We start from the raw sequence: 24,670 nt of genomic DNA, 5'->3' as shown, positions 1-24,670 counted from the left end.
GATACGGCACGGCCCGTATACGGATATATGGATATGACAATCCTCCATATGAGCCGTCCGTACCGGTTGGTCTATGCACTTCTTCGCTGCAGCTGAAGCTGTTTACAGGATATGTTCCGGAAAGGCGCGCCACGGTGCGGGAAATGTCGCTTGCGGACGTCGTAATAGTAAAATCGTGCGCATCCGAGAACATATGATCAAACATATGATCATATGTGCATGGTGTGAAGGAGCGGGGCATGGGTGTGGTCGAGCCGCAGGAGACGCGACGGCTGTCGCTGCTGTCGGATCTGTCGGAGCGAGTGCCGTATGCGGTGCGGGGACTGCCGGTGTACGCCCGGTGCGATTCGCTGTCGATCTACGACTACCGGTGCGCGTGCCACTGGCACCGGGATCTGGAGTTCGTGCGCGTGGTCAGCGGCACGATGCGCTATTTCGTCAACGGCGCGGTCACGAGGCTTGCGGCTGGCGAGGGGCTGGTGGTCAATTCGAGCCGGCTGCACTACGGCTTCTCCCCCGACCGGCAGGAGGCCCGGTTCTCCTGCGCGGTGATCGGCCCGCAACTCGTCGAGGGGTTTTCGCAGGGCGTGGCCGCACGCTGCGAGCGCGCGTTCGCGCAGGACATGGATGACGCGCTGTTCCTCTCCCCCGATGTGGATTGGCAGCGTAACGTGCTCATGGATATCGACAGAATCGTCGAACAGCTGCACGGCGACCGGCGTCTGCGCCCGTCGGAGGTGGGCCGGCCGATGGACGACGCGGCCGATCTCGATCCGCTGCCGGCGGCGATGACCGCGATCGGCCTGATCGATCAGGTGCTGGACCGGTTCCGGCCGGCCGCCGCATCCGACTCCGTCATATCCGACGCCACCGTCCCCGATCCCGTCGCACCGGCGTCGGACGACCAGCGCGACCGCCTCACCGTGCTGCACATGACCGGACTGATCCAGCGCCGCTTCGCCGAACCGCTGTCGCTGGACGACATCGCGGCGGCCGGCAGCGTGGGGCGCAGCCGATGCTGCGCGCTGTTCCGGCGTTATGTGGGACGCACGCCGAACGAGTATCTCGCCGACCGGCGTCTGGAGGAGGCGAAGCGCCTGCTTGACGGCACGAACGGGTCGGTCGCGGAGATCGCGCGCGCCTGCGGCTTCGCGTCGTCGAGCTACTTCATCAGCGTCTTTCGCAGGCGCACCGGCCTGACCCCCAAGGCCTACCGGGCGAGATAACGCCGTCCGGCGCATGCGTATATTTCCCCGAAGATCCAGACATAGAGCAAAAAGACGGCCCCCTTAAAGAGGGGGCCGGATTGCGTAAGTCAGCGCATGAGGCTGACATTCATCACTGGATGTCGGGGTCGTCCTTCTCGATGGTGCCGGTGGCCTTGCCGATGGCCTTGAGGCCGTGGTAGGCGACGAGGATCGCGATCGTGCCGATGGCGATGCCGTTGAACTGGATGCCGTTGAACGCGAACTCGAACTGGCCGATGGCGATGATCATCACGATCGCGGCGACCATGATGTTGAGCGGCTTGTCGAAGTTGACCTTGTTCTCCACCCAGATGCGGATGCCCATCATGCCGATCATGCCGTAGAGCAGCGTGGTGACGCCGCCGAGCACGCCGGCGGGGATCGTGTTGATGATCGCGCCGAACTTCGGGCACAGGCTCAGCAGGAGCGCGAATCCGGCCGCGCACCAGTAGGCGGCGGTCGAATACACCTTGGTGGCGGCCATCACGCCGATGTTCTCGCCGTACGTGGTGGTGCCGGAGCCGCCGCCGAAGCCGGCGATCGCGGTGCCGAGACCATCGGCGAACAGGGCGGTGCCCATCTGGCTGTCATAATCGCGGCCGGTCATCTGCGCCACGGACTTGACGTGGCCGACGTTCTCTGCGACGAGCACGAGCACGACGGGCAGGAACATCGGCAGGATCGAGAAGTCGACCTGCGGGGTGTGGAACTGCGGCAGGCCCACCCATGCGGCCTTGCCGATGGCGGAGAAGTCGACCTGTCCGCGCACGCACGCGTACACGTAGCCGACGATCACGCCGAGCAGGATGTTGAGACGTCCCGCCAGGCCGCGGAACAGGACGGCCACGAGCAGCACGGCCACGAGCGTGACGAGCGCGGTGTCGGGGGCGACCTTGAAGTTGTTCCACACGCTGGGCGCGAGGTTGAAGCCGATGATCGCGACGATGGCGCCGTTGACGACCGGCGGCATGATGATGTCGATCCACTTCGAGCCGGCGTAGTGCACGGCCACGCCGATCAGGGCGAGCAGCAGACCGGTGACCATGATGCCGAAGCTCGCCACCGGAATGCCCTTGCCGGAGGTCGTGACCGCGACGATCGGCGCGATGAAGCCGAAGCTGGAACCCAGATAGCTCGGCAGCACGTTCCTGTTGATGAGCAGGAACAGCGCGGTCGACAGGGCGGTGAAGAACAGGGTGGTGGACGGGTCGAACTTGGTCAGGATCGGCACGAGGAACGTGGCGCCGAACATGGCGACGACGTGCTGCGCGCCGATGCCGGCGGTGCGTCCCCACGTCAGACGCTCGTCGGGTTCGACGACCTCGCCGGGGTGCAGCGTCCTGCCGTCCCCGTGCAGTTTCCATTGGAAGATGTTGCCTTTGGGCGCGGTTGTGCTCATATGAGGCTCTCCTTACCTTCTTCTCGCGCGGGCATGACCTTCAGCCCGCGGATCCGAAGCCATTGTAGCCGCCTCACGGCACGTTCCGGTTCACCTTCCGTTCACTTGCCGTAATATTCGCGCAGATGCGGGTCGACGGCCTGCACCACGTCGACCAGATCGCCGTTGGACAGGTAGGGGCGTTTGAACTCGCGCCACTCGTTGACCTTCACCTCCCACTTGCCGGTCTCCTCGTTGAGCACCGGGCGGGCGGTCTGCTCCCAGCGCACGCGCTTGGAGGTGCGTCCGGTCTCCGGATCTCGGCGCGTGTAGTGCAGGCACGTGCAGTTGGTGATCGCCCAGTCCGGCGAGTCGGCGCGGTGGAGGAACTCCTCGTCGGAGAGGTCCTCGATGGTGAGCATCATGGCGAGCATGAAGTCGCCGTGCGTGACCATGACGACGCTGCCCGCATCCGACTTGCGCGACAGGGAGGTGAGCACGTTGTGCACGCGGTCCTCGGCCACGTCGGCGATGGATTCGCCTGCCGGCGGACGCCAGTAGAGCGGGTCCGTGTTCTTGAACATCCAGTTGCGCGCGTAGTTGGTGCGGAATTCGTCCTTGGTGATCGTGTTGATCTCACCCCAGGAGCGTTCGCGGATGACGCGGTTCTCCTCCCATTTGGCCTTGGGCAGGGCCATGGTGGCGGCGGTCTCGCGCGTGCGCACGTATGGGGAGACCATGTAGCGGTCGAACAGCTGCTGCTGGCCGACGAGCCAGCGTCCGATGCAGTCGGCCTGCTTGCGGCCTACGGCGGTGAGCCTCCACGAACGGTCCGGCACGGTGACGTTGTCCTGCGTGTACAGGGAGTTGTCTCCCCTGTTGCCGGCGTTGACGATGACGTTCGCCTCGGATTCTCCATGCCGAATCACATACAAATCAAGCGGCATGCTCATACGGTCTTCCTCGTTTCGGGTTCCTTGAAGAGTTCCTTGAAATACCCGCACCAGCGTAGTCGATGCGCGACGTCGGGGTCCATGCGAGTGCGCCGGAGGCGGAAAAGTTCATCGAACGTTCAGACGCGCCGACCCCGCGGACCCGATCGCGGTCAGGCGATCAGGGTATGCGACGTATGCGACCGTCAGGCGATGGTGACCGGCGTGCCGGACGGGATCTGATCGTAGAACCACTTCGCGTCCGCGATGCTGAGCCTCACGCAGCCGTGCGAGGCGGGGCGACCCAGCTTGTCTCCCTCATCCGGAAGGTACTGCCCGGCGTTCTCGTTCGTCGGCACCGAGTGGAACAGGTACGGCCCCGTGATGCGCACCCAGTAGTCGGCGCCCATCCTCTCCTCGGGATTGTAGAAGTGGTCGCCACGCACGCCGATGGTGAACGAGCCGTGCGGCGTGGTGTCGTTCATGCCGGTGCTCACGATCATGGAGTAGATGGTCTCGCCGTTCGATTTGATGTAGACGCGCTGCCTGGCAAGGCTCACGTCGATGCTGAGGTTCCGGTAGCGCGACAGGTCCGGCTGGGCGCCGCCGGTGGGGTTCGTCCAGCGGGCGCGGGCGAGCTCCTGATTGACCGCAGGCACCTTCCCGCGGGCCAGCGCCGTCGATTTCGCTGACTTCCTCGCGGTATCGGCGGTATCGGCGTCGACCGTCCTGTCGGCCGCGGTCTCGACCTCGGCGACCGGCGCGCCTGCCACGACGCTCGCCCGATCCGCCTCGACGGTGCGCGCATGCCACATGAGGCCCGTCATGCACAGGATGACGGCAAGTACCGCGCAGATGACGATCTGTGCGATGAGAAGGAGATCCGTATGGCTACGGTGACGACCGATGTATTCCGACTCGCGATCCATCTTCCGCCCCCTTGATGTTCCGGATGGAATGGCCCCGGCGATATCCGGAGAATCCGACACCTCATGGTACCGGATTCTCCGGACCCGCAACAGGCGATCGGGCGTAGAATCACCCGTAAGAATAATCACAAATAATCACAGCCAATCACGGCAGCGATCATGGGAAAAACATGGAGTTGCATGCAACGCAAGGGAGGCGGACATGGCGTACGCGGTGGTCACCGGAGCATCGAACGGCATCGGACGGGAGCTGGCGGCCCTGCTGGCGCGCGACGGGCATGACCTGGTCATCGTGGCCCGCGGCAGGGCGGGGCTCGACCGGGTGAAGGCGGTGCTGGAGCGCGACTTCGGCGTCCATGTGGAGACGCTCGCCGCGGACCTGTCCGAGGACGGCGCGCCGGAGCGTCTGCACGAGTTCACCCGCTCGCGCGGGCTCCAAGTCGACACGCTGGTCAACAACGCCGGATTCAGCGAATGGGCGACGTACCTCGACGGCGACTGGGACCGTCAACGGCGGATGATGCGCCTGAACATGGAGGCCCTCGCCACGCTCACCCGCCTGTACGGGCGGGACATGCGCGACGCCGGATACGGCAGGATCCTCAACATCTCATCGGTCGCCTCGATGATGGCCGGCCCCTGGATGGCGATGTACTTCGCGTCGAAGGCGTTCGTACGCTCGTTGTCCGAGGCTGTCGCCTACGAGCTCAAGGGCACCGGGGTGACGGTCACGTGCGTGTGCCCCGGCCCCACGTCCACCGGGTTCGCGAAGGCCGCGCACATGTCGGGACGGAACTTCTTCACGATGACCAGGCCCGCCACGGCCCGCGGGCTCGCCCTGTACGCGTATCGCAGGATGAACGCGGGCGCCGTGCTCGCCTACCCCGGGACGTTCACGAAGGCCGGGGCGTTCGCCGAACGCGCGCTGCCGCGTGCGCTGACGCGCCGGATCGCCGCGTTCATGAACGGCGGACGTCCCAAGGACTAGAACACGAGGAACGAGACGGCGGTGAGCGTGAACAGGCTCGCCACGGTGGTGGCGAGCACCATGCCGATCGCGTATTCGGGCTGGTTGCGCTCGCGTTCGGCGAACATGACCATCGTGCTCATCGTGGGCAGGCCGGAGATGAGCGTCATCATGTGCACCATGTCCGGGTTCGCGGGTGCGAGGCCGAGCATCGGCGGCACGAACGTGAGCAGCGCGTAGAATCCGATCGGGAATACGAGCATCTTGGCCAGGATGCCGACGTACAGTTCGTATTTCCTCAAAACCCCGGTCCAGTCGCGGATCGCGAACAGTCCGCCCAGATACACCATCGACAGGGGCGAGGCGACGCCGCCGAGCTTCTGCAGCGGGGAGAGCAGCACCCCGGGCACGCGCACGTCGGCGAGGATGAGCACGACGGCGAGCACGACCGCGATCAGGGCGGGGCTCACGAGCGGGGAGAGACGGTCCAGCCAGCCATGCGCCGGACGCTCGTCGGCGACCGACTGACGGTCGTCGACCTTCTTGCACGTCCACACGCCGTACGTCCACAGCAGGAACTGGTCGACGATGCTCATGAGCGCGAAGTAGAGCGCGCCCTTGGTGGGGAACAGTGCGATGACGAGCGGCAGCCCGATGAATCCGGCGTTGCCGAACACGAAGCATCCGCGGAACATGCGGCCGCGTTCCCGCCTCAATCGCAGCACGTATGACAGTGCGGTGAACACGGCGATGAGCAGGCCGTACATGACGAGGGTCATCACGATGATCGCGTCGGATCCGATGAGATCGGCGCGCGTGGTGCCGGCCACGGCGTTGGAGAACACCAGCAGCGGGATGCCGACCTTGAGGATCAGCGAGCAGATGCCGTTCAGCGCGGCCTCGCCCAGCACTCTGGTCTTCACGCAGATGTAGCCGACCGCCATCATCACGGCCATGCCGATCATCTGTCCGAGCACGATATCGAACTGTTGCACGCGACTCCCCCCTTTTTCCTTTTTCAGAACACGAGTTTCTCAGAACACGAGCTGGACGAGCAGCATGTAGACGATCGTTCCGCCGGCGATGGAGACGAGCATGTTGCGCCGCCACAGGTGCAGGACGACGATCGCCATGCATGCGATCAGCTCGGGCAGACCGTGGTCGCCGGTGGTGATCGGCGTGTTGCGCAGGGCGTAGACGACCAGCAGACCGGTCATCGCGTAGGGCAGCACCCTGCCGAAGTATTCGATGATGCGCGGCGGCCGCTTCGACTCGGGGAACACGAGGAACGGCACGAACCTGGTGAGCATCGTGCCCGCCACCACGGCGAGGACCGTGAGGATCCCCTGCATTACGGTCATGGTCATCGCACCCGCTCCTTTCCCTCGGCGCCATTCCCATCGGTGTCATCGATGCCATCGGCGCCATCGGCCGCCGCACCCGTCGCGAGGTCGTCGAGCCATGGGCGCAGCAGGACGAACAGGACGATCATCGCCGCCATCGCCGGGATCATGAACCCGTCAGAGCCGAACAGGGCGAGGCAGGCGATCGAGACGCCGACGCCGATCAGCGCGCTGATCCTGCCGCGGCGTCCGGTGTCCGAACCCATCCACTGCTCGAGGAAGATGACCAGAAACATGGCGGTCAGCACGAACTCGAGGCCGGACGTGTCGAACGGCAGGTTCGCGCCGAGGATCCCGCCGAGCGTCGCGCCCGTCACCCAGTACGACTGGTTGAGCAGCGTGACCCACAGGTACAGCCATCCCCGGTCCACGCCCTCGGGAACATGGACGGACGAGTTGACGGCGAACGTCTCGTCGCACATGCCGAAGATCAGCAGCGGACGCTTCCAGCCGAGACCGCGGAACCGTCCCAGCATCGACAGTCCGTAGAACAGATGCCGCGCGTTGACCATCAGGGCGAGCAGGAACGCGGCCAGCGGGTTGAACGCGGACAGGAGCAGGTTCACGGTGACGAACTCCATGGATCCGGCGAAGATGAACGCGCTCATGCACATGGGCCATACGAACGAGAAGCCCTTGGTGCCCATGAGCATGCCGTACGAGCAGCCGAGGAACAGGAAGCCCAGCGCGATCGGCACGGTCAGCGGGAACGCCGCCTTCAATGCCCTGATCCGTACGCCGCGCCCCGCCATGGCTCCGCCCCTTTCGTCCTGTGTTCGACCCTTCGTGTGGTCACCCGGGGCAATATAGCACCGTTCCCGCCTGGGCGGGAACGCGATGCTCACATGGTCGGGCGTTCACGCCTGATGCCGCGCGGCGTCGTTCCAGCGCTCCCGGAGCAGGAACGCGGCGGCCTTGGGCTGACGGTCGCGGGTGAACGCGCCCTTCCTGTTGCCGTCGACGCGCATGATGCCCTCGCCGGTCTGGAAGTCGCACAGGTTCCACATCTGCTCGCCGACGACCGCCGGGTAGGCGTCGAACACCTCATGCTGCATCTTCAGGTATTCGCACTGGTATTCCTCGCTCCACTGCACGCTGGGCAGCTTGTGCACGCCGGCGGCGGTGTCCGCGCCGTATTCGGTGAACACGAACGGCTTGTCGGGTTCGATCTGCATCCACCGGTCCATCTCGGCCATGAACGCGGCCTTCGCACCGGACAGCTGGTAGCCGCCCTGCACGTACCAGCCGTAGTAGCGGTTGAGGCAGATCACGTCGGCGAATCCGTGGCACCGGTCTCGTCCGGCGGCCGCCATCATGAGGTTCGTGTAGGTCAGGGGCCTGTGCTGCGGGTCGAGCGTGCGCGCATGGTCGAAGATCGCCCGGAAGTACGGCACGGCCGCCTCGGACGCGGAGTCGGGCTCGTTCATGAGGCTCCACATGATCACGCTCGGATGGTTGCGGTCGCGCGTGAACAGTTCGTCGAGCGCGGCCTTGTGCACGTGGAGCGTGCGGGTCATGACGTCCGGATCGTCGAAGAACCCCCTGCCGCGATGCTCGTCATCGTCGTTGGCGGCGTCGAGGAAGTTCATGAGACTCTTCATGAAGCCGACCGCCGCGACCTCGTCGATGACGAGGAAGCCCTCGCGGTCCGCCAGTCGCAGCTCCTCCTCGGAGTACGGGTAGTGGGAGGTGCGGAAGGAGTTCGCGCCGCACCATTTCATGAGTTCGAAGTCGCGGGTGACGACGGCGAGGTTCTCGCCGCGCCCGTTGATCGCGCTGTCCTCGTGGCGGCCGAAGCCCCTGAGATACACGGGCCGCCCGTTGAGCAGGATCTCCCGGCCCCTGACCTCCACGGTGCGGATGCCGATCTCGTCGTGGTACTCGTCGATGACGCCGCCGTCCGCCGCGGCCACGTCACCCGTGCCGTCGAGAATCGTGAACTCGATGCGGTACAGGTGGGCGTCGCGCACGTCCCACAGCCGCGCGTACGCGACGGCGAGTTCGCCTTCGGTGCCCTGTGCGTCCGCCACGACGCTTCCCACCTCGTCGATCAGGCGCACGCGGAGCGAGTCCTCGGGGCGCAGTCCTCTGGTCTCGACCGTGTAGTGGACGACGGCGGAACCGTCCTTGTGGAGCTCGTACTCGGTGGTGTATCCGGTGACCGCCTCGGCCGGCACGGCGATGAGGCGCACCGGACGCTGCAGCCCCGCGTAGTTGAAGAAGTCGAAGTACGGTCCGGATACCTTCGTGCCGTCCGGCAGCCTGCCGGTGGTGCCCGCCGGCAGGCTCGCGTGGCTGAGCTCGTTGTTGAGGCGGACGACGAGGCGATTGGTCTCGTTCCAGCGCACCGCGTCGTTGACGCGTACGGCGAACGGCGTGAATCCGCCCTCGTGCGAGCCGACGGAGATGCCGTTGACGAACACGTCGGCGCGATGCGTGGCGGCGTCGAACCGGAGGAACAGGTCCTTGCACCGCCATTCGCCGGGGGCGACGAATTCGGTCTCGTACCAGAAGTCGCCGGTGTATTCGCGTGACGCCTTGTCGGTGAACAGGTCGTTGAAGCTTGCGGGCACGGGCACCTGCGCCGCATCGGGCAGACCCGTCTCGGGCCAGCCGTCCCGCTCCCCCTCGCTCTCGGGGTCGAAGCGGAACCGCCACATGCCGTCAAGGCTCTGCATGCGTCTGGTCGCCGTCACCTGCGGGTACAGCAACGCGCCGTCATTCGTCATCGTCATCATGATCCACGTCCCTTCTGCCGTGTCCGATTCCGCTGCACCACCTTACGCCCGTTGGCCGATGGTCGGGTTCCCTCCCCCGCTTAGGGCGACGCGACGGATGCCCTCGCGGATCGTCGCCACGTCCTGCGGGGTGCCGCCGAGCGCGCGGTGGAGGGTGATGCCCTCGATCATCGCGTCGATGAGCTGTGCGGTGGGTTCGTCGAAGAACCGTTCGAGCTGCGTGAGCGAGGCGGCCATCCACCGGTCGGTCAGGTCCCGGTAGGAGGGGTCACGGGCGGCGAGTGTATAGAACTCGAGGTTGATGGCGAGATCGCGCTGCGTGGCGAGCAGGTCGCCTTCGATATGCAGGGCGATGACCTCGCACGCCTCGTCCACGGTGCGCGCGTCGCGCATGCGTTCGGCGAACACGTCGATGCTGTGCTGCACGAACCGTTCGAACGCCTGATGCAGCAGATCGGACATGCCATCGAAATGGTAGGTCATCGATCCAAGCGGCACGTCCGCCGCGGCCGCGACCGCGCGATGGGACGTGCCGGAGACGCCGCGTGCGGCGATCACGTCGAGGCAGGCGTCGATGATGCGCTGACGGCGTTCCGGATCGAAACGCCGCTGCGTGCGAGGCTCCATCAGATCCAGTTGTCGGGTTCGACGCCCTGCGGGCCGACATACTCGCCGTTCGGCACGTAGCACGACTCCCCCTCGTCCTGAAGCACCGCGTCCGAGAACATGCGCACGTCGCGGCCGAACGTCCAGTCGCCGTTGATCGTCACCGACTTGGCGGCGGCGAGCGACGGCACACCGTACGGGAAGCGCTCGTCGAAGTCGTGGATGTTCTTGTAGTACTTCGGATCGAGGGTCACGTTCGGGAAGATGTAGTTGCCGTCCTCCATCTCGTACGTGTCGGTCAGGTGGAAACGGTCCGAGCGCATGATGAACAGGTCGTCGGTGGTCTTGACCGGCAGGAAGCGCATGCGGTCAACCTGCACGCAGATCGCGCCGTCGAACAGGCCGATGGCGGCTCCCATCGCGGTCTCCAGCTGGATGACCGGCGTGGAGTCGGGATCCGTGGGGTCGACGGTCTTGTGGTTGCGGATGACCGGCAGGGGCAGCACGCCGTCGTATTCGGCGAGCTTGGCCTTGAGCGCGTCGACGCGCACCCAAATGGAGTTCGTGTTGAAGTACGGGTGCTTCTCGATGTTCTGCGCGTCGGCCTTGTCGTCGGCGTGGACCTGGCTCATCTCGCGCAGCATGAGACGGCCGGTGTTCCTGTCGCGCACGATGTGGCCGCCCTTGCGGTCGGCGTAGGTGCGGCGGGCGACCTCGACCATGAACGGCGCCCCCGTGTTCTCGAAGTACTGGGCCAGCGTGCGCGAGGGGCGTGCGCCGAGGTTGTCCGAGTTGGAGATGAACAGGTATTCGAACCCGTTCTCCTCGAGCTTGTCAAGCAGGCCGGACTCCCAGATGGTGGAGAACAGGTCGCCGTGTCCCGGCGGGCACCATTCGAGATCCGTGTCCTCGGGGAAGGAGACCGGCGCGCCGGTGGTGGGGTCGATCTTCGGTTCGACGTGCTGGACGATCTCCATCGGGATGTTCTCCTGATGGAACTTGCGGTTGTGGTGCAGCACCTTCATCGTGTCCTTGGAGGTGCGGAACGAGTTCATCAGCGTCAGCGGCAGATCCACGCCGAGACGGGTGCGGGCCGTGAGCACCTGGCCGAGGATGATGTCGATGAATCGCATCTGCTTGGCCTTGTGGCGGCGCACCGGCAGCAGCGACTTGGCGCAGTCGAGGCCCATCGACGTGCCGAGGCCGCCGTTGAGCTTGAGGAACGCGGTCTTGGCGAACGCGTTCACAGCCTTGTCATGGTCGATGGTCTTGTAGACGTCGTGGAAGCTGGGAACGTCGACGAGCGGCTCCACGTCGGTCTCGCGGATCCAGCTGGACGCCTGCTCGTTGCGCCACACGTCGTACAGACGCCTGAACTGGTTGATGGCCATCTCGCTCATGCCATGCTCGCGCATCTTCGCTGCTGACTGGTCGAACACGTCGGACACTCTTTGCTCCTTTGATGTACTGCGTTTGTTCGCTCGTTCCAGCCGCGGGGGACGCGACTGTCGCTTTTGAAAACTGGTGTCCAGTCTAGTGGCAAAACGGGCGTTTGTGCGCAACGGGGGTAACAACGGGGGTAAAAAATTCGTGAACTACGCCGTTGGGAGCGCTCCCAGCCCTCCCCTTGCCGCTCGTGTCGGCCTGCGGACCGCCTCTCGCACGCCGGTCCACCAGACCTATGCTGTGAAACATGGAGCATACGAGGTTTCAGGGCAAGGCCCGGGCATACGCGGCGGGACGCCCCGGATATCCCGCGGCGGCGCTGCGGTATATCGACGAGATGATTCGCCGGAGTACGAATCGGGATGCGGGCGCAACGGACGATCACGAAACGACAATCGCGGACATCGGCGCCGGCACGGGCAAGCTCACGGTCGCGCTGGCGGGATTCGGGCTGCCGCTGTACGCGGTCGAACCGGATACGGACATGCGCGCGGAGCTGACGATGCACACGCGAGGACTCGGCAACGTGACGGTCGTGGACGGCACCGCCGACAACACCGGCCTGCCGGCGCACGGCGTGGACGTGGTGACCGTCGCACAGGCGCTCCACTGGTTCGAACCCGAATCCTTCGCCGCCGAATGCGGCCGCATCGCGCACGGGGGACGCTACCTGCTGGTATCGCTGTACAACGTCACGTCCTTCGATTCGGCGATGCGCCCGGACCGGCTGGATGGCCACGGCGACGTCGTCACCGGCAGCATGAGGCACTTCGAGGATACGACCGACGAGTTCTTCCGCAACCCCGCGATCCGTTCGTTCCCCAATCCGATGCACTACACACGTCAATCATGGCGCGCCTATATGGACTCGCATTCGCACAGCCCGCTGCCGGACGACGCGGATTACGCGGAGTACCGCTCATGGGTGGACGCGCTGTTCGACCGACGCGCGGTCGACGGCATACTGACCGACGACACCGTGTGCATGGTGACCAGCGAACTGCGATCCGTCTGATGACGACAATCCCGAGCGCTTCGCCGGCCATGGGATGCCATGCGCGAGCCGACCTTCAGGCGATTCGTGAGGACAGCACCGTTCGACGTGGGATAATCCCCTCTAGACATGTAGTGGACATCGGCCGTTCGAAGACGGAATGAAGGAAAGGAAACCCATACGATGCAACCGAATGTCTCCGAGATCGACGACGCCGCGAACACGACAGGCCTCCAAACGCCGCATGAAAGCCGGGAACGGCCGGCCGAGCAGGTCAGACGCATCAACGTCGTGGGGGCGGCGATCGTGCGTGATGGCAGGGTGCTGTGCGCACAGCGCGGCGAAGGCAAGTCATTGGCCGGATACTGGGAGTTTCCGGGAGGCAAGATCGAGCCCCATGAGACGCCGCGTCAGGCGTTGCATCGCGAGATCGAAGAGGAGCTGCTGTGCGAGGTCGAGGTCGCGGACGAGGTGTGCACCAGCGAATACGCCTATGACTTCGGCATCGTTCGACTCACCACGTTCATCTGCCATCTGACCGGTGGCACGCCACGTCTGACCGAGCACACGGACATCCGCTGGCAGACGCCGGCCGACATGCCGGCATTCGACTGGGCGCCGGTGGATCGCGAAGCCGTCGGCATCATCTCGGCCATGCGATTCGACACGATCACGAAGGGACGATCATGAGCGACCAAGACACCCCTGCGTTCGGTCTGGACAGCGCCGGCGAGCGCACCGTGCTCGAGGACGTCGTATACGGTCTGATCGATCCGAATACGCAGTCCTCCGGCGCCTATGCGCCTATGCTCATCACGAATGGCCCCGACGGTCGCACCATGAGTGACGCGCTTCACGAGGAGATCGCCGACAGTGATTGCTTCGACATCTCCGTGGCCTTCGTGAAGACCGAGGCGATGCGTGGTCTGTTGCAGGATTTCATGGATCATCATGACGCCTCCGATGAGACAAGTCGACTGATCACCTCCACGAAGAACTATTTCAACAGTCCGCAGGACTTCCGTGCGCTGCTGCATCTGGGGAGCCTGTCCGGCATCGACGTGCGCGTATGGGAGGGGTCGGATCGCGATGGCGATGCATCTGAATCGTCGATAGCACAGGGACAGCCTTTCCATCCCAAGGGATACGTGTTCCGTCGTCGAATGCCCGACGGCCGCCCGTATTACAACCTGTACGTCGGCAGTTCGAATCTCACCACCGCGGCATTGGGCAAGCAGCGCGAATGGAATCTGCGCCTCTCCTCTCTGGCGGATGGTGGCCTGGTGAACCAGTTCCGGCAGGAGATCGATACGCAGATCAGTGAGTCGGTGCCGCTCACCGAGGAGTGGATCAAACGGTATGAGGAGGACTTCCGGAGATACGCGCCACCACGACGTGAGCTTCTCAGTGAGTATGACAAGAGAACGATCACGCCAAATGCGATGCAGCGTGAGGCGTTGCGCAATCTCAAGGAGTTGCGTGAGCAGGGCGAGCATCGCGCGATCATCGTGTCCGCAACCGGTACCGGCAAGACGTATCTGTCGGCGTTCGATGTGCGTGAGTATCAGCCGAGACGCATGCTGTACATCGCACAACAGCAGCAGATTCTCACCAAGGCGATGCAGTCCTATCGCAAGGTGCTCGGCTGCGACGAATCGGAGCTGGGACTGTATTCCGGCACCAGCAAACAGCAGGATCGCAGATACGTGTTCGCGACCATACAGACGATGAGCCAGTCGGATGTGCTGGCGCAGTTCGCGTCGGACGAGTTCGACTACATCCTGGTCGACGAAGTGCATCATGCCGGCGCCAAAAGCTACCGTCAGCTGATCGACCATTTCAAGGATGCCGGTTTCATGCTGGGTATGACCGCAACGCCCGAACGTACCGATGGCATCAACATCTTCGAACTGTTCGGGCACAACATCGCCTATGAGATTCGCCTGCAGCGGGCGTTGGATGAGGGCATGCTCTGCCTGTTCCACTACTACGGCATCGCCGAGTATCTGGGATCGCAGGAGGATCCGGATCATGGGGACGAGCATCCTCGCATCGAGGTGTCCGATGAGACCAGCGCTGAGGACGACGCCCAGCTGCAATACGAGATCAGCCAGTTGGCGACCGAAGGGCGCGTCCGATACATCATCGACAAGCTTGAGCAGTACGGCCAGCCCGGCCTGCCGGTGACGGGTCTCATCTTCTGCAGCCGGCAGGAGGAGGCACACGAGCTGTCTCGCCTGTTCAACCGGCATATGAATCAGCAGGCCGAGCGCCCGTACCGCACCGTCGCTGTGACCAGCAAGGACGAGAATGGACGGTCGATGTCTCCGCAGGAACTCGGACGATATGTCGAACGATTGGAAAAGGGCGAGCTCGACTATCTGTTCACCGTTGACATGTTCAATGAGGGCATCGATATTCCCGCGCTCAATCAGGTCGTCATGCTGCGCAACACCAAGTCGAGCATCGTCTTCACGCAGCAGCTGGGACGTGGTCTGCGCAAGTTCCCGCACAAGGACAGCGTCACCGTCATCGACTTCATCGGCAACTACCGCAACAACTATCTGATCCCGGTCGCCCTGTACGGCAACACCGGAGACCGAGACATCGCACGCAGGAACCTGCAGCGGCGATCGATCGGACTGTCGTCGATCAGCTTCGACCCGATCGCCAAGGAGCGGATTCTCGGATCGCTGGACACCGCCGACTGGTCCGATATGAAGCAGCTCACCGAACAGTACCGGCAGATCCGATTCGAGCTCGGACGCATCCCCATGCTGGCGGACGTGTACTGCTACGATCCGTCCCTGCCGTCCACGCTGGCGTCGAAACGCGGCAACTATCTTGATTTCGTGCGGTCGCGCGAGCAGAGCCTCAGCCGCGGAGGACAGCATGACACGTCATACCTCGACCAGCTGGAACCGGTTGGCGAAACCGAAAACGCCGTGCTGAAGATGGCAACGGAACTGCTGCTGCCGGGATTGCGCCCGCATGAGCTGGTGATTCTGTCGCGGTTGTGTGGATTCGCATATGACCTCGAGCGGGAATCCTCGAGCGATGCACTACAGAAGGATGCATTACAAAAGACGGATCAGAGCGCATGGCATGCCCCTAAGCCGATGGAACGGGATGATCTGCTGGCTGCGATACGTCATGACTTCCCACAGGCCGATACGTCCGATTCGCAGTTCGACTCCGCGATCAGCGTGCTCGACTACTCGTACTTCCGCGAAGGGAACCGGAAACGATTCGGCGATCTGCCGTTGATCACGTCCGAACGTCACGCCGTCAGCGGCACGACGTATCGGCTCAGCGATCGGTTCGCGACCATGCTCACCTCGAACCGTACGTTCCACACCTTCCTCAGGGACACGCTGCAGGTCGGATTGAGCAACTGCCGAGACCTGTTCCGGGACGCCCGCGAGCATCATCGCACGTTCGATCATGCGTTCCTGTATGAACGCAAGTACTCGCTTGACGACGTGATGCGGTTGTGCGGCTGGAAGAAGGAGAACACACCGCAGAACGTTGGCGGATATTATCTGGACAAGGAGAGCGGCACCATGCCGATCTTCGTGAAATACGCCACCAGCCAATACGAAGACGAGTTCCTGAGCGCACAGGAGATGCGGTACTTCAGCAAGAACGGACGCACCCCGCAATCCCCCGAGTTCCGATGGCTGCGTGAGAACACCGGTCCCGCTTGGGACGACACGCATTTCGTACCGCTGTTCGTCATGCGCAAGGCCGAAGCCGAGACCGCGGACGGCAAGAAGCTCAAGGGCAGCAAATACTACTACGTAGGCCATGTGTCCGCCGTCGAGCATCCAGAGCTCACCACCAAACCGGACGCCTCCGGGGCCGGCACGGTGAAGGTGACGCTGTCCACGCTGCGGCTCGCCAAGCCGATCGACCCGGAACTCTACCGGCACCTGATCGGGTGAGCACATGTCGGAGCATCATATGCATATGGACGACAGCACGATCGAAAACGTCTACCGCCTGTTCGGGGCACATACGAGCATCGCGGCGCTCTGCGACGCCATCGAACTCGGTTCGGGGATGCGCGACGCCGTCATGATGCGCATCATCGACCCGTCGATCACCCTCGAGGAGTTCAGCGGCATCGCGCACTCGAACCGAATTGATCCCTCTCCTCAGTCCACGGCCCTTATCAACCGTATCCTTCTCGAAGGGCCGAGACATCCTTCGGACAACGATGGCATGCGCATCATGTCGGCCGCCGAGGGTATCTCGCACGAGGCGTGGGAACGGAACGATCCTGAGCTTCACGCCGTCGCCGCGTACCTCATGTGGCTATGCGGCGACAGAGGCACCTGCGGGCTCGAGGCCAGGGCCGCGCTCATACTTGACAGGAACACGACCATGGCGAAGCTCGTATTGGATCTGCTTGAGAGAGAACGCAGACAAATCGCCCAAGCCGAGCAGTTCTGACAGCAGACCGACCACAAGCCAAATACAAACCGACAGACATTGCGCTTCACGTGCATCATAGGCATCTTTCGAAAGGAACCACATGCGTCACACGATCGCCATCGAGGTCGCAGGCATCCGACTCATCATCCCCGACATGTTCACGCCGGTCGGCTCCCCCACGGACGGCCCGTTGCGGCTTTCGACCTACTCCGCCCAGACAGGTCAGGGATTCGCCAATCTTGAGGTCCATCCGATCGACGAGTCGGATGCGATGCCGTTCGGGAATGGTCGGAAGGTCGTCGACGACGCGCATGCGGGACTGACCGACATGCAGGGACTCATCGAGGTCGGGCTGGGTTCCACGCATGACGGGCACGATGCGATCTGGAGGATCGTCAAGACGATGGAGCCCGGCCGGCCGCTTGGCTATCGTCTGGTCATGGATGTGCGATTCGACGACACCATCCTGGAGTTCACGGTGGCCGCCGAGGAGGCGGGCATGACCGGCGTACGCGAGAAGTACGTGCGCGATCACGCGAAACGGCATCATCACATCGACAAGGACGGCAACGGCTGGGCCGCCGACCCGTACGATCCGACGATCACAAACGGCGCGCTACGCGACCTGTCCGATGACATCGCATGGGACGCACGCTTCCCCGACCACCCGCTGAGCATGATCCGCCGCACCGTGCTGACCATCATGAACCACGACTGAGCGCTATCGCACAGCTCACCGCGTACGCTCCCTGAGACGATGCAGATGATCGCGTATCTCGGCTTCGGCTCGGCATTCCACCGCGTCGTTCGGGATCAATCCGAGTTCCTTGGCTTCCGACTCCGCCATCGCCTTACGCGTTTCCTCGGTGGGAGCCAGCCGGACACCCTCGTAACGACGTGGTCTGAACGGTACGCCGTCTTCCACCAACGACTGGCGCAGGAACATGTTCACAAGCAGACGCCGCATCGTCCTCATCCTGTGGACTTCCGGATTTCAGACCCGTTTCAGTTCGACCATGGCCGCATAGTGCAGTACGTCGAACCGTTCCGGGGCGATGCGCTCGAGCATGGCCATGTGCTCGCGCTCCCATGCGGCGACGTGCTCCGGATCGAGCGACGCGCCGATGCCACGGCACGCCTTCATCCTGCCGTTCCAACTCTCCCTGGTGAACGGCACCTTCAGCTTGCGCTCCTCATGATGGACCAGCTCGAAACCGGAGGCGGCGTAACAGGCCGGAACGTCGATCGGGTGCATTCGCTCCCCTGCTCCGCTCCAATGCGGACTGTACTTGAGGACGAGTCGTTCGCTCGCACCGGCGATCTCATCCTCGAACGGCAGCCACTCCATGACGAGAATCAGGAACCGGCCACCCGGCTTGAGCAGGCGATGCAGCCTGTCGCACACGACCTCATGGTCGAAATACCAGAAGCACTGGCACGCGGTGACCACGTCGAACGAGGCGTCCGGGAAATCGAGGTCCTCAGCCGAGGATACCCGGTATTCGATGCTCCGTGTTCCCCCGTCCTCCCCGACGCCAGCCGTAAGCCGACGCGCCTGTTCGATCTGTTCTGCCGAGACGTCGGCTCCGACCCATGTGGCACCGTACCGGGCCATGTTCCTCGGCAGCACCCCGGTGCCGGTACCCAGATCGAGCACATGCTGACCGTCCCGGCACAGGCCGCGGTCGAGGATCATCCGGTAGAACTCCGGCGGGTAGATGTCACGGTACTTCGCGTAATCGGCCGACGCCCTCCCCCAGTCGAACGGCGTGCCATCGTCTATGCGCTCGTCAACGATCATCGCGAATCACCCTTTCCGAAAAAGCCTTGCCTGCCGCCCGCCTTGCGATACCTTCTGCGGTCTACGTCGTACCAGCACATAGCGTACGACGATCGACTGCCGGCGATCCTCGCGCATGTCACTCGATGAGCTTCAACCCTATGACACAAGCGACCAGTCCACCGATGAGGAGGATACGCACCAGCGACACGGTCTCCTCCCCGCTGATCATGCCGTATGCCGCGGTGATCGCCGCCCCGATGCCGACCCAGATCGCATACGAGGTGCCGATCGGTATGTGCTTCATCGCGTATGCAAGCCCACCCATGCTGACGGCAAGACCGACCGCGAATACTACCGTGGGAATGATCCGGGAGAATCCCGCGGAACGATCAAGTGCGATCGCCCATACCGATTCGCATATGCCGGAAAGAATGAGAACGAGCCAAGACACAGCCATCACGCTCCTCATGGTCATGGCAAGTCTTGTCAAACCGGGTACTTGTCCATCGTCCGGGAGCCACGTACGGCTCTGGCGTCAGAGTAGCACACGGCTCAGCCCATCTTGTCAGCGGGCGGCTGTGTGGCTGCCCCACTGCAGCACGATGATGCCGACGATCATGATCGCCATGCCCAGCCACATACGCCAGTTCAACGGATCCCGGAAGGCGAAATGCGCGATGATCGCGGTGGCGATGATGCCGACGCACGACCACACGCCATACGCCAACGCGGTCGGCATCCCGCGGTCCAGCACCTTCGCCAGCAGGAAGAAGCAGACACCGTACCCCAGCACCACGGGAATCACCCACGCGAGTTTGCTGAATCCCTCCGAGGCACGCAGCGACAGCGTGGCCGTCACCTCGCAGAAAATAGCCCCGAACAGCATCAGCCACGTCAACGCCACAGCCATTCCCTCCTTGCGATCACGCTCCGATTCGCCGAATCGGTTGAAATCAGTCGAATCGGCCACAACTTAGCATCCCGCGCTGGACATGTACGCTCCTCGCGATGCCAGCATGACGTCAGCATAACGCTGACATGATGCGAAAACTAACGTTTGCCGATACTATCGCAATGCGATAGTATCGTGGTATGAGAACCAGAACGGAGGAGCTCACGGATTTCCTGTATGGAGGCCCATATCCCAAAACCTACCCCACCGGGCTCGAACGCATCCTCATGCGCAAACTCCAGATGATCAAGGCAGCGCACGAGCTACGCGATCTGAAAATACCGCCAGGCAACCGACTCGAACCGCCCAAAGGCAACCTGAAAGGATACTGGAGCATTCGAATCAATCAGCAGTGGCGACTCGCATTCCAATGGGACGACAACAACAAGGAGGCAATCGATGTCCACTTCGACGACTACCACAACTAGCCACTATTACAGCACCCCCGGCCAGATCCTCGATGAGGAGTTCCTTCAGCCGCTCGGCATCAGCCGATACCGACTCGCCAAGGCGATCGGCGTCAGCGAAACGGCCATAGGAGAGATCGTCAACGGGAAACGCCGCATCACCACCGCGATGGCATGGCGACTCGCCAAGGCACTCGGCACCACGCCAGACTTCTGGTCGAACCTCCAGACCGACTATGATCTGCTGACCTTCGACCCAAGCGATCTGGGCGACATCCGCCCCCTCGTCACCGCCTGAAAGCCGGACACTTTACAGTCATCAGGAATCGACCGTCGACTTGCCGCCAGTCGAGATCGTATCCGGCAGAGTGACGCATGCGTGATCCCAGACACCTCGGCGAAACGCCGACCGAACGTTGCGGTCTCCCCCTTGTTAGAACATGTGTTCGACATTGTTATTCGAATATTTGTTCGACTATAGCGGTCGGGATTCGGGGCGCATCATGTTCTGGCGGATCATCACCCATACCTGCGGACACCGCGAGCGCATCAGCGCCGACGGCTCCTACGTGGTCGTCGAACAGCGCATCCGTCGGGCCGAACGCTCCATGTGCGACTCCTGCACCGGGCACGTAAGCCGGTGGGACAACAAGCTGCTGGGCTTCTGCGACCTGTGGGGCACGCAGCGGCAGTGCGACCAGGCCGAGCCGATCCGCCGCCGCGCCCTCAGCCGCGTCGACGCGCTCGCCCGCCACGCCCGCATCGGCGAACGGGACGCGTTCGCCGTGCTCCGCCGCCAGATCCTGCACCGCGACGACGCCGCATGGTGGATCGAACACAAAGACGACGCCGTCGAAATCCTCGCACAGAACATCGAACTATGAAGGCCGCACCACTCGGACGACCATATGACCGGCACGTCCGCCGACGATTCGTCGACATCAAAGGCCTTGCGTTCAGCGGACGGCGGTGTGGCTGTCCCACTGCAGCACGATGATGCCGACACACGACCACACGCCATACGCCAACGCGGTCGGCATGCCGCAATCCAGCACCTTCGCCAGCCGGACTCCTCATCGCAGGAATTGCTCGCGGGCCGCTCCCGACAATGAATATCGTATCGGCCGTTTGCCATGTTCCTGCAGGAGGCCAAGGTCGAGAAGCCTGTTGACAGCGCTCATAAGCCTAGTGTTCCCGACCCCAAGCCACGAGCGCAGCCTCCTGCGGGAGACCGGTCGCGGATCGGTGTCGAACAGTTCCACCTGCAACAGGTAGAACAGGATGTCCTTCTGGTCGATAGACATGTTCTCCCATTCGACGTATTCGCCGAATTTGTCGTGGGCTGCGGTCAGAGAGTTCCACTTATCCCCCAGATCGGCGATGATGTTTTTCTGCGCAGTGATGATGAATTTCACCATCCGGTAGCAGAACAGGGATGCATCGGAGCAGTTCAGTGGGAACTGAGCATCGTCGAACGCCTTGTAGTACTGACCTTTGGCGCCGGCTATGACCGGACTGAGCGATATCGCGGTGGGCACGCTCAGGTGCTTGCTCAGCTGCAACGCCAGCAGGAAGCGCCCTGTCCTTCCATTGCCGTCGTAAAACGGGTGAATGCATTCGAAGGCGTAATGGCACATCACGGCACGGAGCACCGGCGGTATGCTCGAGTCGGCAAGCAGGGCGATCCATTGGGTGAGCTGCACCTGTATCTCCGATTCGGGGTATGCGCCGTCGTGAAGTTTGCGTCCGTTGCCATCATCCCATATGGAGACCGCACCCTTCCGGAACAGCACGCCGTCAGGTTTGTCCTTATCGGCTATCTCCCCATCCGTGACCTGATCATAGATGCTCCTGATGTCCTTGAGGCTGTGGGGCAGTTCAAGATGCTTGCCCTCCTCTCCGGACAGTCCGAGGAACAGTTTCGCAAATTCGGTCAGTCGCCTGTGGGGACCTGCGCCCGCGGCCGACTCCAACGCGTCGGCTATCTCCTTGCGTGTGGTGCGCACGCCTTCAATGGTGTTGGTGCTTTGCACCTCAGCCCCGATGAGGTCGAACAGATATGCTCGTTTGGCGAGGTTCGGCAGGCCGTCCCACAGCGATTCCACCTTGCCTTCGAGTTCCCTCACGGCATCGAGTGCCGTGACGAGCTCCCTGAAGCACACGACGAACATCTCATGCTCGTCGAACGTGATTCCAGAACAGAACGTGGACCATCCGTTAATCCGTGACTCGTATTCGCGTTGGGCTGCCTCCACGGGCCTCTGCGTGGACCGAGACATGTTGATAGTCTGTCTGATGCTTTTGTAGTCCATCGCTTCTATCACCTCGTTTCACCTTATATCGATGTTTGGAACACGAATTTCACTCTTCTATCGTCTAAAACACTAAAAATCATCATATAGACAGCCATATAGGAAGCCATATAGGACTTGATGGCCTGCACATGCGCGTTGATCTCCTCGGCCGTATCGTCATGCAGCAAATCCACCGGCAATGCCCGTCTTCTTGGCACCCCGTCACATCATGCGAGACACTGCCGTGCGGTCTTCAGATCGTTGAGCTCCTTCTCCGCGCGCTCGGCACGCACATCCCGCTTCTGCGTCCCCGTGAGCCGGGACTCCTCCAGCGCCCATCCCGCTCAACGGGCGGCGGTATGACTGCCCCACTGCAGCACGATGATGCCGACGATCATGATCGCCATGCCCAGCCCCTCTTGCGATCATGCTCCGATTCGGCTGAATCGATCGAACCGGTCGAATCGGCCACAACATAGTATCCCGCGCAGGACAAGTACGCCCCCTCGCAAAGCCAGCATGACGCCGACATGACGCCGACATGACGCGAAGCAAAACTTCGGCCGTCCGACTTGCGCCAGATCCGGATGAGCCCGAGAAATCGGCAAAATGCCGTTGCACCGACGACAGGACGAATCCCGATGACGCCGGCCAGTCGCACGACAGCCACGTCGATAGTGGTCAGCACATCCTGTCTCAGCTCAGCTCAAGTTCGAGCTCCCGGAATAAACTTGGCGCAATCGGATAAGGAATGGGGGGACCGGACAAGATATGAAACAGTATGTGGTGGATGCGTTCACGGATCGGGTGTTCAAAGGCAATCCGGCGGCGGTGTGCTTGCCTGAGTCGTGGCCATCAGACGAGCTGATGGCGAACATCGCGATGGAGAATCGGTTCTCCGAGACCGCGTTCATCGTGCATGAGCCGGATGGATGGCGCCTGCGCTGGTTCACGCCAGGAGGCGAGATCGATCTGTGCGGGCATGCGACACTCGCCTCCGCGTACGTGATACTGCGGTTCGTCGAGCCCGAGGCCAGCGAGGTCCGGTTCCGGACAATGAGCGGCATGCTGACCGTAACACGGCAAAACGGCTCCGGCAACGACCGCAGAACCACGGGCGAAGTCCTCTCGATGGATTTCCCCGCATACGATCTCAAGCCCACACCCGTTACCGATGCGATGGAACAGGCGCTGGGGGCACGACCTCTTGAGGCGTGGCTCGGCCGTGACCTGCTATGCGTGATGGAGAACGAGCAGACCGTGCGCGGGCTCAAGCCCGACTTGGCCGCCCTGACCGGACTGCCCGGCCTGCTGGCCAATATCACGGCCGCGGGGAAGCCCGGCACAGGATTCGACTGCGTCTCCCGCTCGTTCGCCCCGAAACTCAACGTGCCCGAAGACCCGGTTTGCGGTTCCGGACACTGCCATATCCTGCCCTATTGGAGCAAGAGACTCGGCAAGGCCACACTCACCGCCTATCAGGCATCCGCACGCGGTGGCGTCATCCAAGCGACGGTGAATGACGGGCGTGTCAGCCTCGGCGGAAGTGCGGCGCTGTTCTCCGTCGGCGAGATCCTGCCCGAATGATCGCGTACCACAATGGCCGCATACAGTCCGCGCGAACCCCTACATCGTCAAATCGATATGGGAACAAGCCGAAATCAACGAGAAGAGGACGAAATGAAACTGGTCTACCCGATCATCCTCACCCCATACGGCGACCACAGCGGCGGCTACGTCGTCACCTCCCCGGACAGAAGTCACCATCCCCGGGCATCCGTAGGAAACACGCCGAGTTGCGTTTCCGAGAGTTTCTGGTAAATTAATCGACTGTTGCAAAACGCAGCATCGGACCATAGCGCAGTTTGGTAGCGCACTTGACTGGGGGTCAAGGGGTCGCGGGTTCAAATCCCGCTGGTCCGACCAGAAAGCCCGGAATTTCAACGATTCCGGGTTTTTTGTATTCTGCGACACGCCGTGTTCTCGGCATTCTGGACACGTTTTCGGACACAACTCGGGACACAACCGGACACATCGCCACCCCGGCACGCCTCATATCATGGGCATGTCTCCAAACGACTGCGGAATTGCCCCGACCCATCCCCAAGGCTTGCTCACACTTCCTTCACACGATCTTTGTCCATACCTCAATCCGGA

The 24,670-nt window shown here is 62.8% G+C and carries 25 protein-coding genes, 1 tRNA gene and 1 riboswitch; of the genes, 12 read left to right on the top strand and 14 right to left on the bottom strand.

The features are described 5' to 3' along the window. Positions 1-239 precede the first annotated feature (239 nt). The gene (locus EMB92_RS00620; protein ID WP_150393428.1) at positions 240-1,226 is read left to right on the top strand and encodes an AraC family transcriptional regulator; all 987 of its coding nucleotides are present in this window, start codon (positions 240-242) and stop codon (positions 1,224-1,226) included. Positions 1,227-1,338: 112 nt separating this feature from the next. Here EMB92_RS00620 and EMB92_RS00615 read toward each other — a convergent pair whose 3' ends face one another. From EMB92_RS00615 to EMB92_RS00605, 3 genes are all read right to left on the bottom strand, one after another. Further along, positions 1,339-2,646, bottom strand: coding sequence for a uracil-xanthine permease family protein (locus EMB92_RS00615; RefSeq protein WP_150393427.1), 1,308 nt, complete (start codon positions 2,644-2,646; stop codon positions 1,339-1,341). Positions 2,647-2,747: 101 nt separating this feature from the next. Beyond that, entirely contained in the window at positions 2,748-3,578 is an 831-nt protein-coding gene (locus EMB92_RS00610; protein ID WP_150393426.1) for a histidine phosphatase family protein, read from the bottom strand. Positions 3,579-3,763: 185 nt separating this feature from the next. Then, complete coding sequence (locus EMB92_RS00605) at positions 3,764-4,384, bottom strand: L,D-transpeptidase (RefSeq protein WP_150393890.1); 621 nt, start codon at positions 4,382-4,384, stop codon at positions 3,764-3,766. A gap of 304 nt (positions 4,385-4,688) precedes the next feature. Between EMB92_RS00605 and EMB92_RS00600 the strand changes: the two genes are divergently transcribed. After that, entirely contained in the window at positions 4,689-5,474 is a 786-nt protein-coding gene (locus EMB92_RS00600) for an SDR family NAD(P)-dependent oxidoreductase (RefSeq protein ID WP_150393425.1), read from the top strand. Here the strand turns inward: EMB92_RS00600 and EMB92_RS00595 are convergent. The 6 genes from EMB92_RS00595 to EMB92_RS00570 all read right to left on the bottom strand — a co-directional run bounded on the left by EMB92_RS00595 (position 5,471) and on the right by EMB92_RS00570 (position 11,615). Then, on the bottom strand, positions 5,471-6,448 hold the full coding sequence (locus EMB92_RS00595) for an AEC family transporter (RefSeq protein WP_150393424.1): 978 nt from the start codon (positions 6,446-6,448) through the stop codon (positions 5,471-5,473). The genes EMB92_RS00600 and EMB92_RS00595 overlap by 4 nt on opposite strands. A gap of 39 nt (positions 6,449-6,487) precedes the next feature. Continuing rightward, positions 6,488-6,820, bottom strand: a complete 333-nt coding sequence (locus EMB92_RS00590; protein WP_150393423.1) for a branched-chain amino acid transporter permease — start codon at positions 6,818-6,820, stop codon at positions 6,488-6,490. Then, positions 6,817-7,608 (bottom strand): AzlC family ABC transporter permease, encoded by a 792-nt coding sequence (locus tag EMB92_RS00585; protein WP_150393422.1) that lies wholly within the window; start codon positions 7,606-7,608, stop codon positions 6,817-6,819. Before EMB92_RS00585 ends, EMB92_RS00590 begins: the two co-directional genes overlap by 4 nt. Positions 7,609-7,713: 105 nt before the next feature. Further along, entirely contained in the window at positions 7,714-9,594 is a 1,881-nt protein-coding gene (uidA, locus tag EMB92_RS00580; RefSeq protein WP_223847487.1) for a beta-glucuronidase, read from the bottom strand. A 42-nt stretch (positions 9,595-9,636) separates the two neighbouring features. Next, positions 9,637-10,221, bottom strand: coding sequence for a TetR/AcrR family transcriptional regulator (locus EMB92_RS00575; protein ID WP_150393421.1), 585 nt, complete (start codon positions 10,219-10,221; stop codon positions 9,637-9,639). Further along, positions 10,221-11,615, bottom strand: coding sequence for a UTP--glucose-1-phosphate uridylyltransferase (locus EMB92_RS00570; RefSeq protein WP_150393888.1), 1,395 nt, complete (start codon positions 11,613-11,615; stop codon positions 10,221-10,223). The genes EMB92_RS00575 and EMB92_RS00570 overlap by 1 nt, the downstream gene beginning before the upstream one ends. A 278-nt stretch (positions 11,616-11,893) precedes the next feature. Between EMB92_RS00570 and EMB92_RS00565 the strand changes: the two genes are divergently transcribed. The 5 genes from EMB92_RS00565 to EMB92_RS00545 all read left to right on the top strand — a co-directional run bounded on the left by EMB92_RS00565 (position 11,894) and on the right by EMB92_RS00545 (position 17,795). Next, on the top strand, positions 11,894-12,661 hold the full coding sequence (locus EMB92_RS00565; protein ID WP_150393420.1) for a class I SAM-dependent methyltransferase: 768 nt from the start codon (positions 11,894-11,896) through the stop codon (positions 12,659-12,661). A 162-nt stretch (positions 12,662-12,823) separates the two neighbouring features. Next, the gene (locus EMB92_RS00560; protein ID WP_150393419.1) at positions 12,824-13,330 is read left to right on the top strand and encodes a (deoxy)nucleoside triphosphate pyrophosphohydrolase; all 507 of its coding nucleotides are present in this window, start codon (positions 12,824-12,826) and stop codon (positions 13,328-13,330) included. Next, positions 13,327-16,584, top strand: a complete 3,258-nt coding sequence (locus EMB92_RS00555; protein WP_150393418.1) for a DUF3427 domain-containing protein — start codon at positions 13,327-13,329, stop codon at positions 16,582-16,584. The genes EMB92_RS00560 and EMB92_RS00555 overlap by 4 nt, the downstream gene beginning before the upstream one ends. Before the next feature lie 25 nt (positions 16,585-16,609). After that, a complete protein-coding gene (locus EMB92_RS00550) occupies positions 16,610-17,095 on the top strand; it encodes a hypothetical protein (RefSeq protein ID WP_150393417.1) in 486 nt (161 codons plus the stop codon). A gap of 82 nt (positions 17,096-17,177) precedes the next feature. Further along, positions 17,178-17,795 carry a hypothetical protein gene (locus EMB92_RS00545; RefSeq protein ID WP_150393416.1) on the top strand — a complete coding sequence of 206 codons (618 nt, stop codon included), beginning with the start codon at positions 17,178-17,180 and terminating at the stop codon, positions 17,793-17,795. Between the two features lie 15 nt (positions 17,796-17,810). On the opposite strand, the gene EMB92_RS00540 is transcribed toward EMB92_RS00545, so the two are convergent. From EMB92_RS00540 to EMB92_RS00525, 4 genes are all read right to left on the bottom strand, one after another. After that, the gene (locus tag EMB92_RS00540) at positions 17,811-18,044 is read right to left on the bottom strand and encodes a hypothetical protein (RefSeq protein ID WP_150393415.1); all 234 of its coding nucleotides are present in this window, start codon (positions 18,042-18,044) and stop codon (positions 17,811-17,813) included. A 27-nt stretch (positions 18,045-18,071) separates the two neighbouring features. Continuing rightward, complete coding sequence (locus EMB92_RS00535; protein WP_150393414.1) at positions 18,072-18,878, bottom strand: class I SAM-dependent methyltransferase; 807 nt, start codon at positions 18,876-18,878, stop codon at positions 18,072-18,074. Positions 18,879-18,996: 118 nt separating this feature from the next. Further along, positions 18,997-19,317, bottom strand: a complete 321-nt coding sequence (locus EMB92_RS00530) for a DMT family transporter (RefSeq protein WP_150393413.1) — start codon at positions 19,315-19,317, stop codon at positions 18,997-18,999. Positions 19,318-19,332: 15 nt separating this feature from the next. Next, positions 19,333-19,393, bottom strand: a riboswitch (guanidine-III (ykkC-III) riboswitch). 32 nt (positions 19,394-19,425) lie between these two features. Continuing rightward, positions 19,426-19,770, bottom strand: coding sequence for a DMT family transporter (locus EMB92_RS00525; RefSeq protein WP_150393412.1), 345 nt, complete (start codon positions 19,768-19,770; stop codon positions 19,426-19,428). A 182-nt stretch (positions 19,771-19,952) separates the two neighbouring features. Between EMB92_RS00525 and EMB92_RS00520 the strand changes: the two genes are divergently transcribed. From EMB92_RS00520 to EMB92_RS00510, 3 genes are all read left to right on the top strand, one after another. Next, positions 19,953-20,240 (top strand): type II toxin-antitoxin system RelE/ParE family toxin, encoded by a 288-nt coding sequence (locus tag EMB92_RS00520; RefSeq protein WP_150393411.1) that lies wholly within the window; start codon positions 19,953-19,955, stop codon positions 20,238-20,240. Then, positions 20,212-20,517, top strand: coding sequence for a HigA family addiction module antitoxin (locus EMB92_RS00515; protein ID WP_150393410.1), 306 nt, complete (start codon positions 20,212-20,214; stop codon positions 20,515-20,517). Before EMB92_RS00520 ends, EMB92_RS00515 begins: the two co-directional genes overlap by 29 nt. Positions 20,518-20,686: 169 nt before the next feature. Beyond that, positions 20,687-21,103 (top strand): hypothetical protein, encoded by a 417-nt coding sequence (locus tag EMB92_RS00510; RefSeq protein WP_223847486.1) that lies wholly within the window; start codon positions 20,687-20,689, stop codon positions 21,101-21,103. Between the two features lie 189 nt (positions 21,104-21,292). On the opposite strand, the gene EMB92_RS00505 is transcribed toward EMB92_RS00510, so the two are convergent. Next, the gene (locus EMB92_RS00505; protein WP_223847485.1) at positions 21,293-22,324 is read right to left on the bottom strand and encodes a Fic family protein; all 1,032 of its coding nucleotides are present in this window, start codon (positions 22,322-22,324) and stop codon (positions 21,293-21,295) included. Between the two features lie 960 nt (positions 22,325-23,284). Between EMB92_RS00505 and EMB92_RS00500 the strand changes: the two genes are divergently transcribed. Continuing rightward, complete coding sequence (locus tag EMB92_RS00500; protein ID WP_150393408.1) at positions 23,285-24,100, top strand: PhzF family phenazine biosynthesis protein; 816 nt, start codon at positions 23,285-23,287, stop codon at positions 24,098-24,100. Positions 24,101-24,362: 262 nt separating this feature from the next. Further along, a tRNA-Pro gene (locus EMB92_RS00490) sits at positions 24,363-24,439 on the top strand. Positions 24,440-24,670: the final 231 nt, after the last annotated feature.

It is taken from the genome of Bifidobacterium callitrichos, assembly GCF_008698085.1.
Lineage (GTDB): Bacteria > Actinomycetota > Actinomycetes > Actinomycetales > Bifidobacteriaceae > Bifidobacterium > Bifidobacterium callitrichos.
The sequence above is the reverse complement of the archived record's forward strand: the minus strand, read 5'-3'. Positions and strand labels throughout refer to the sequence as shown.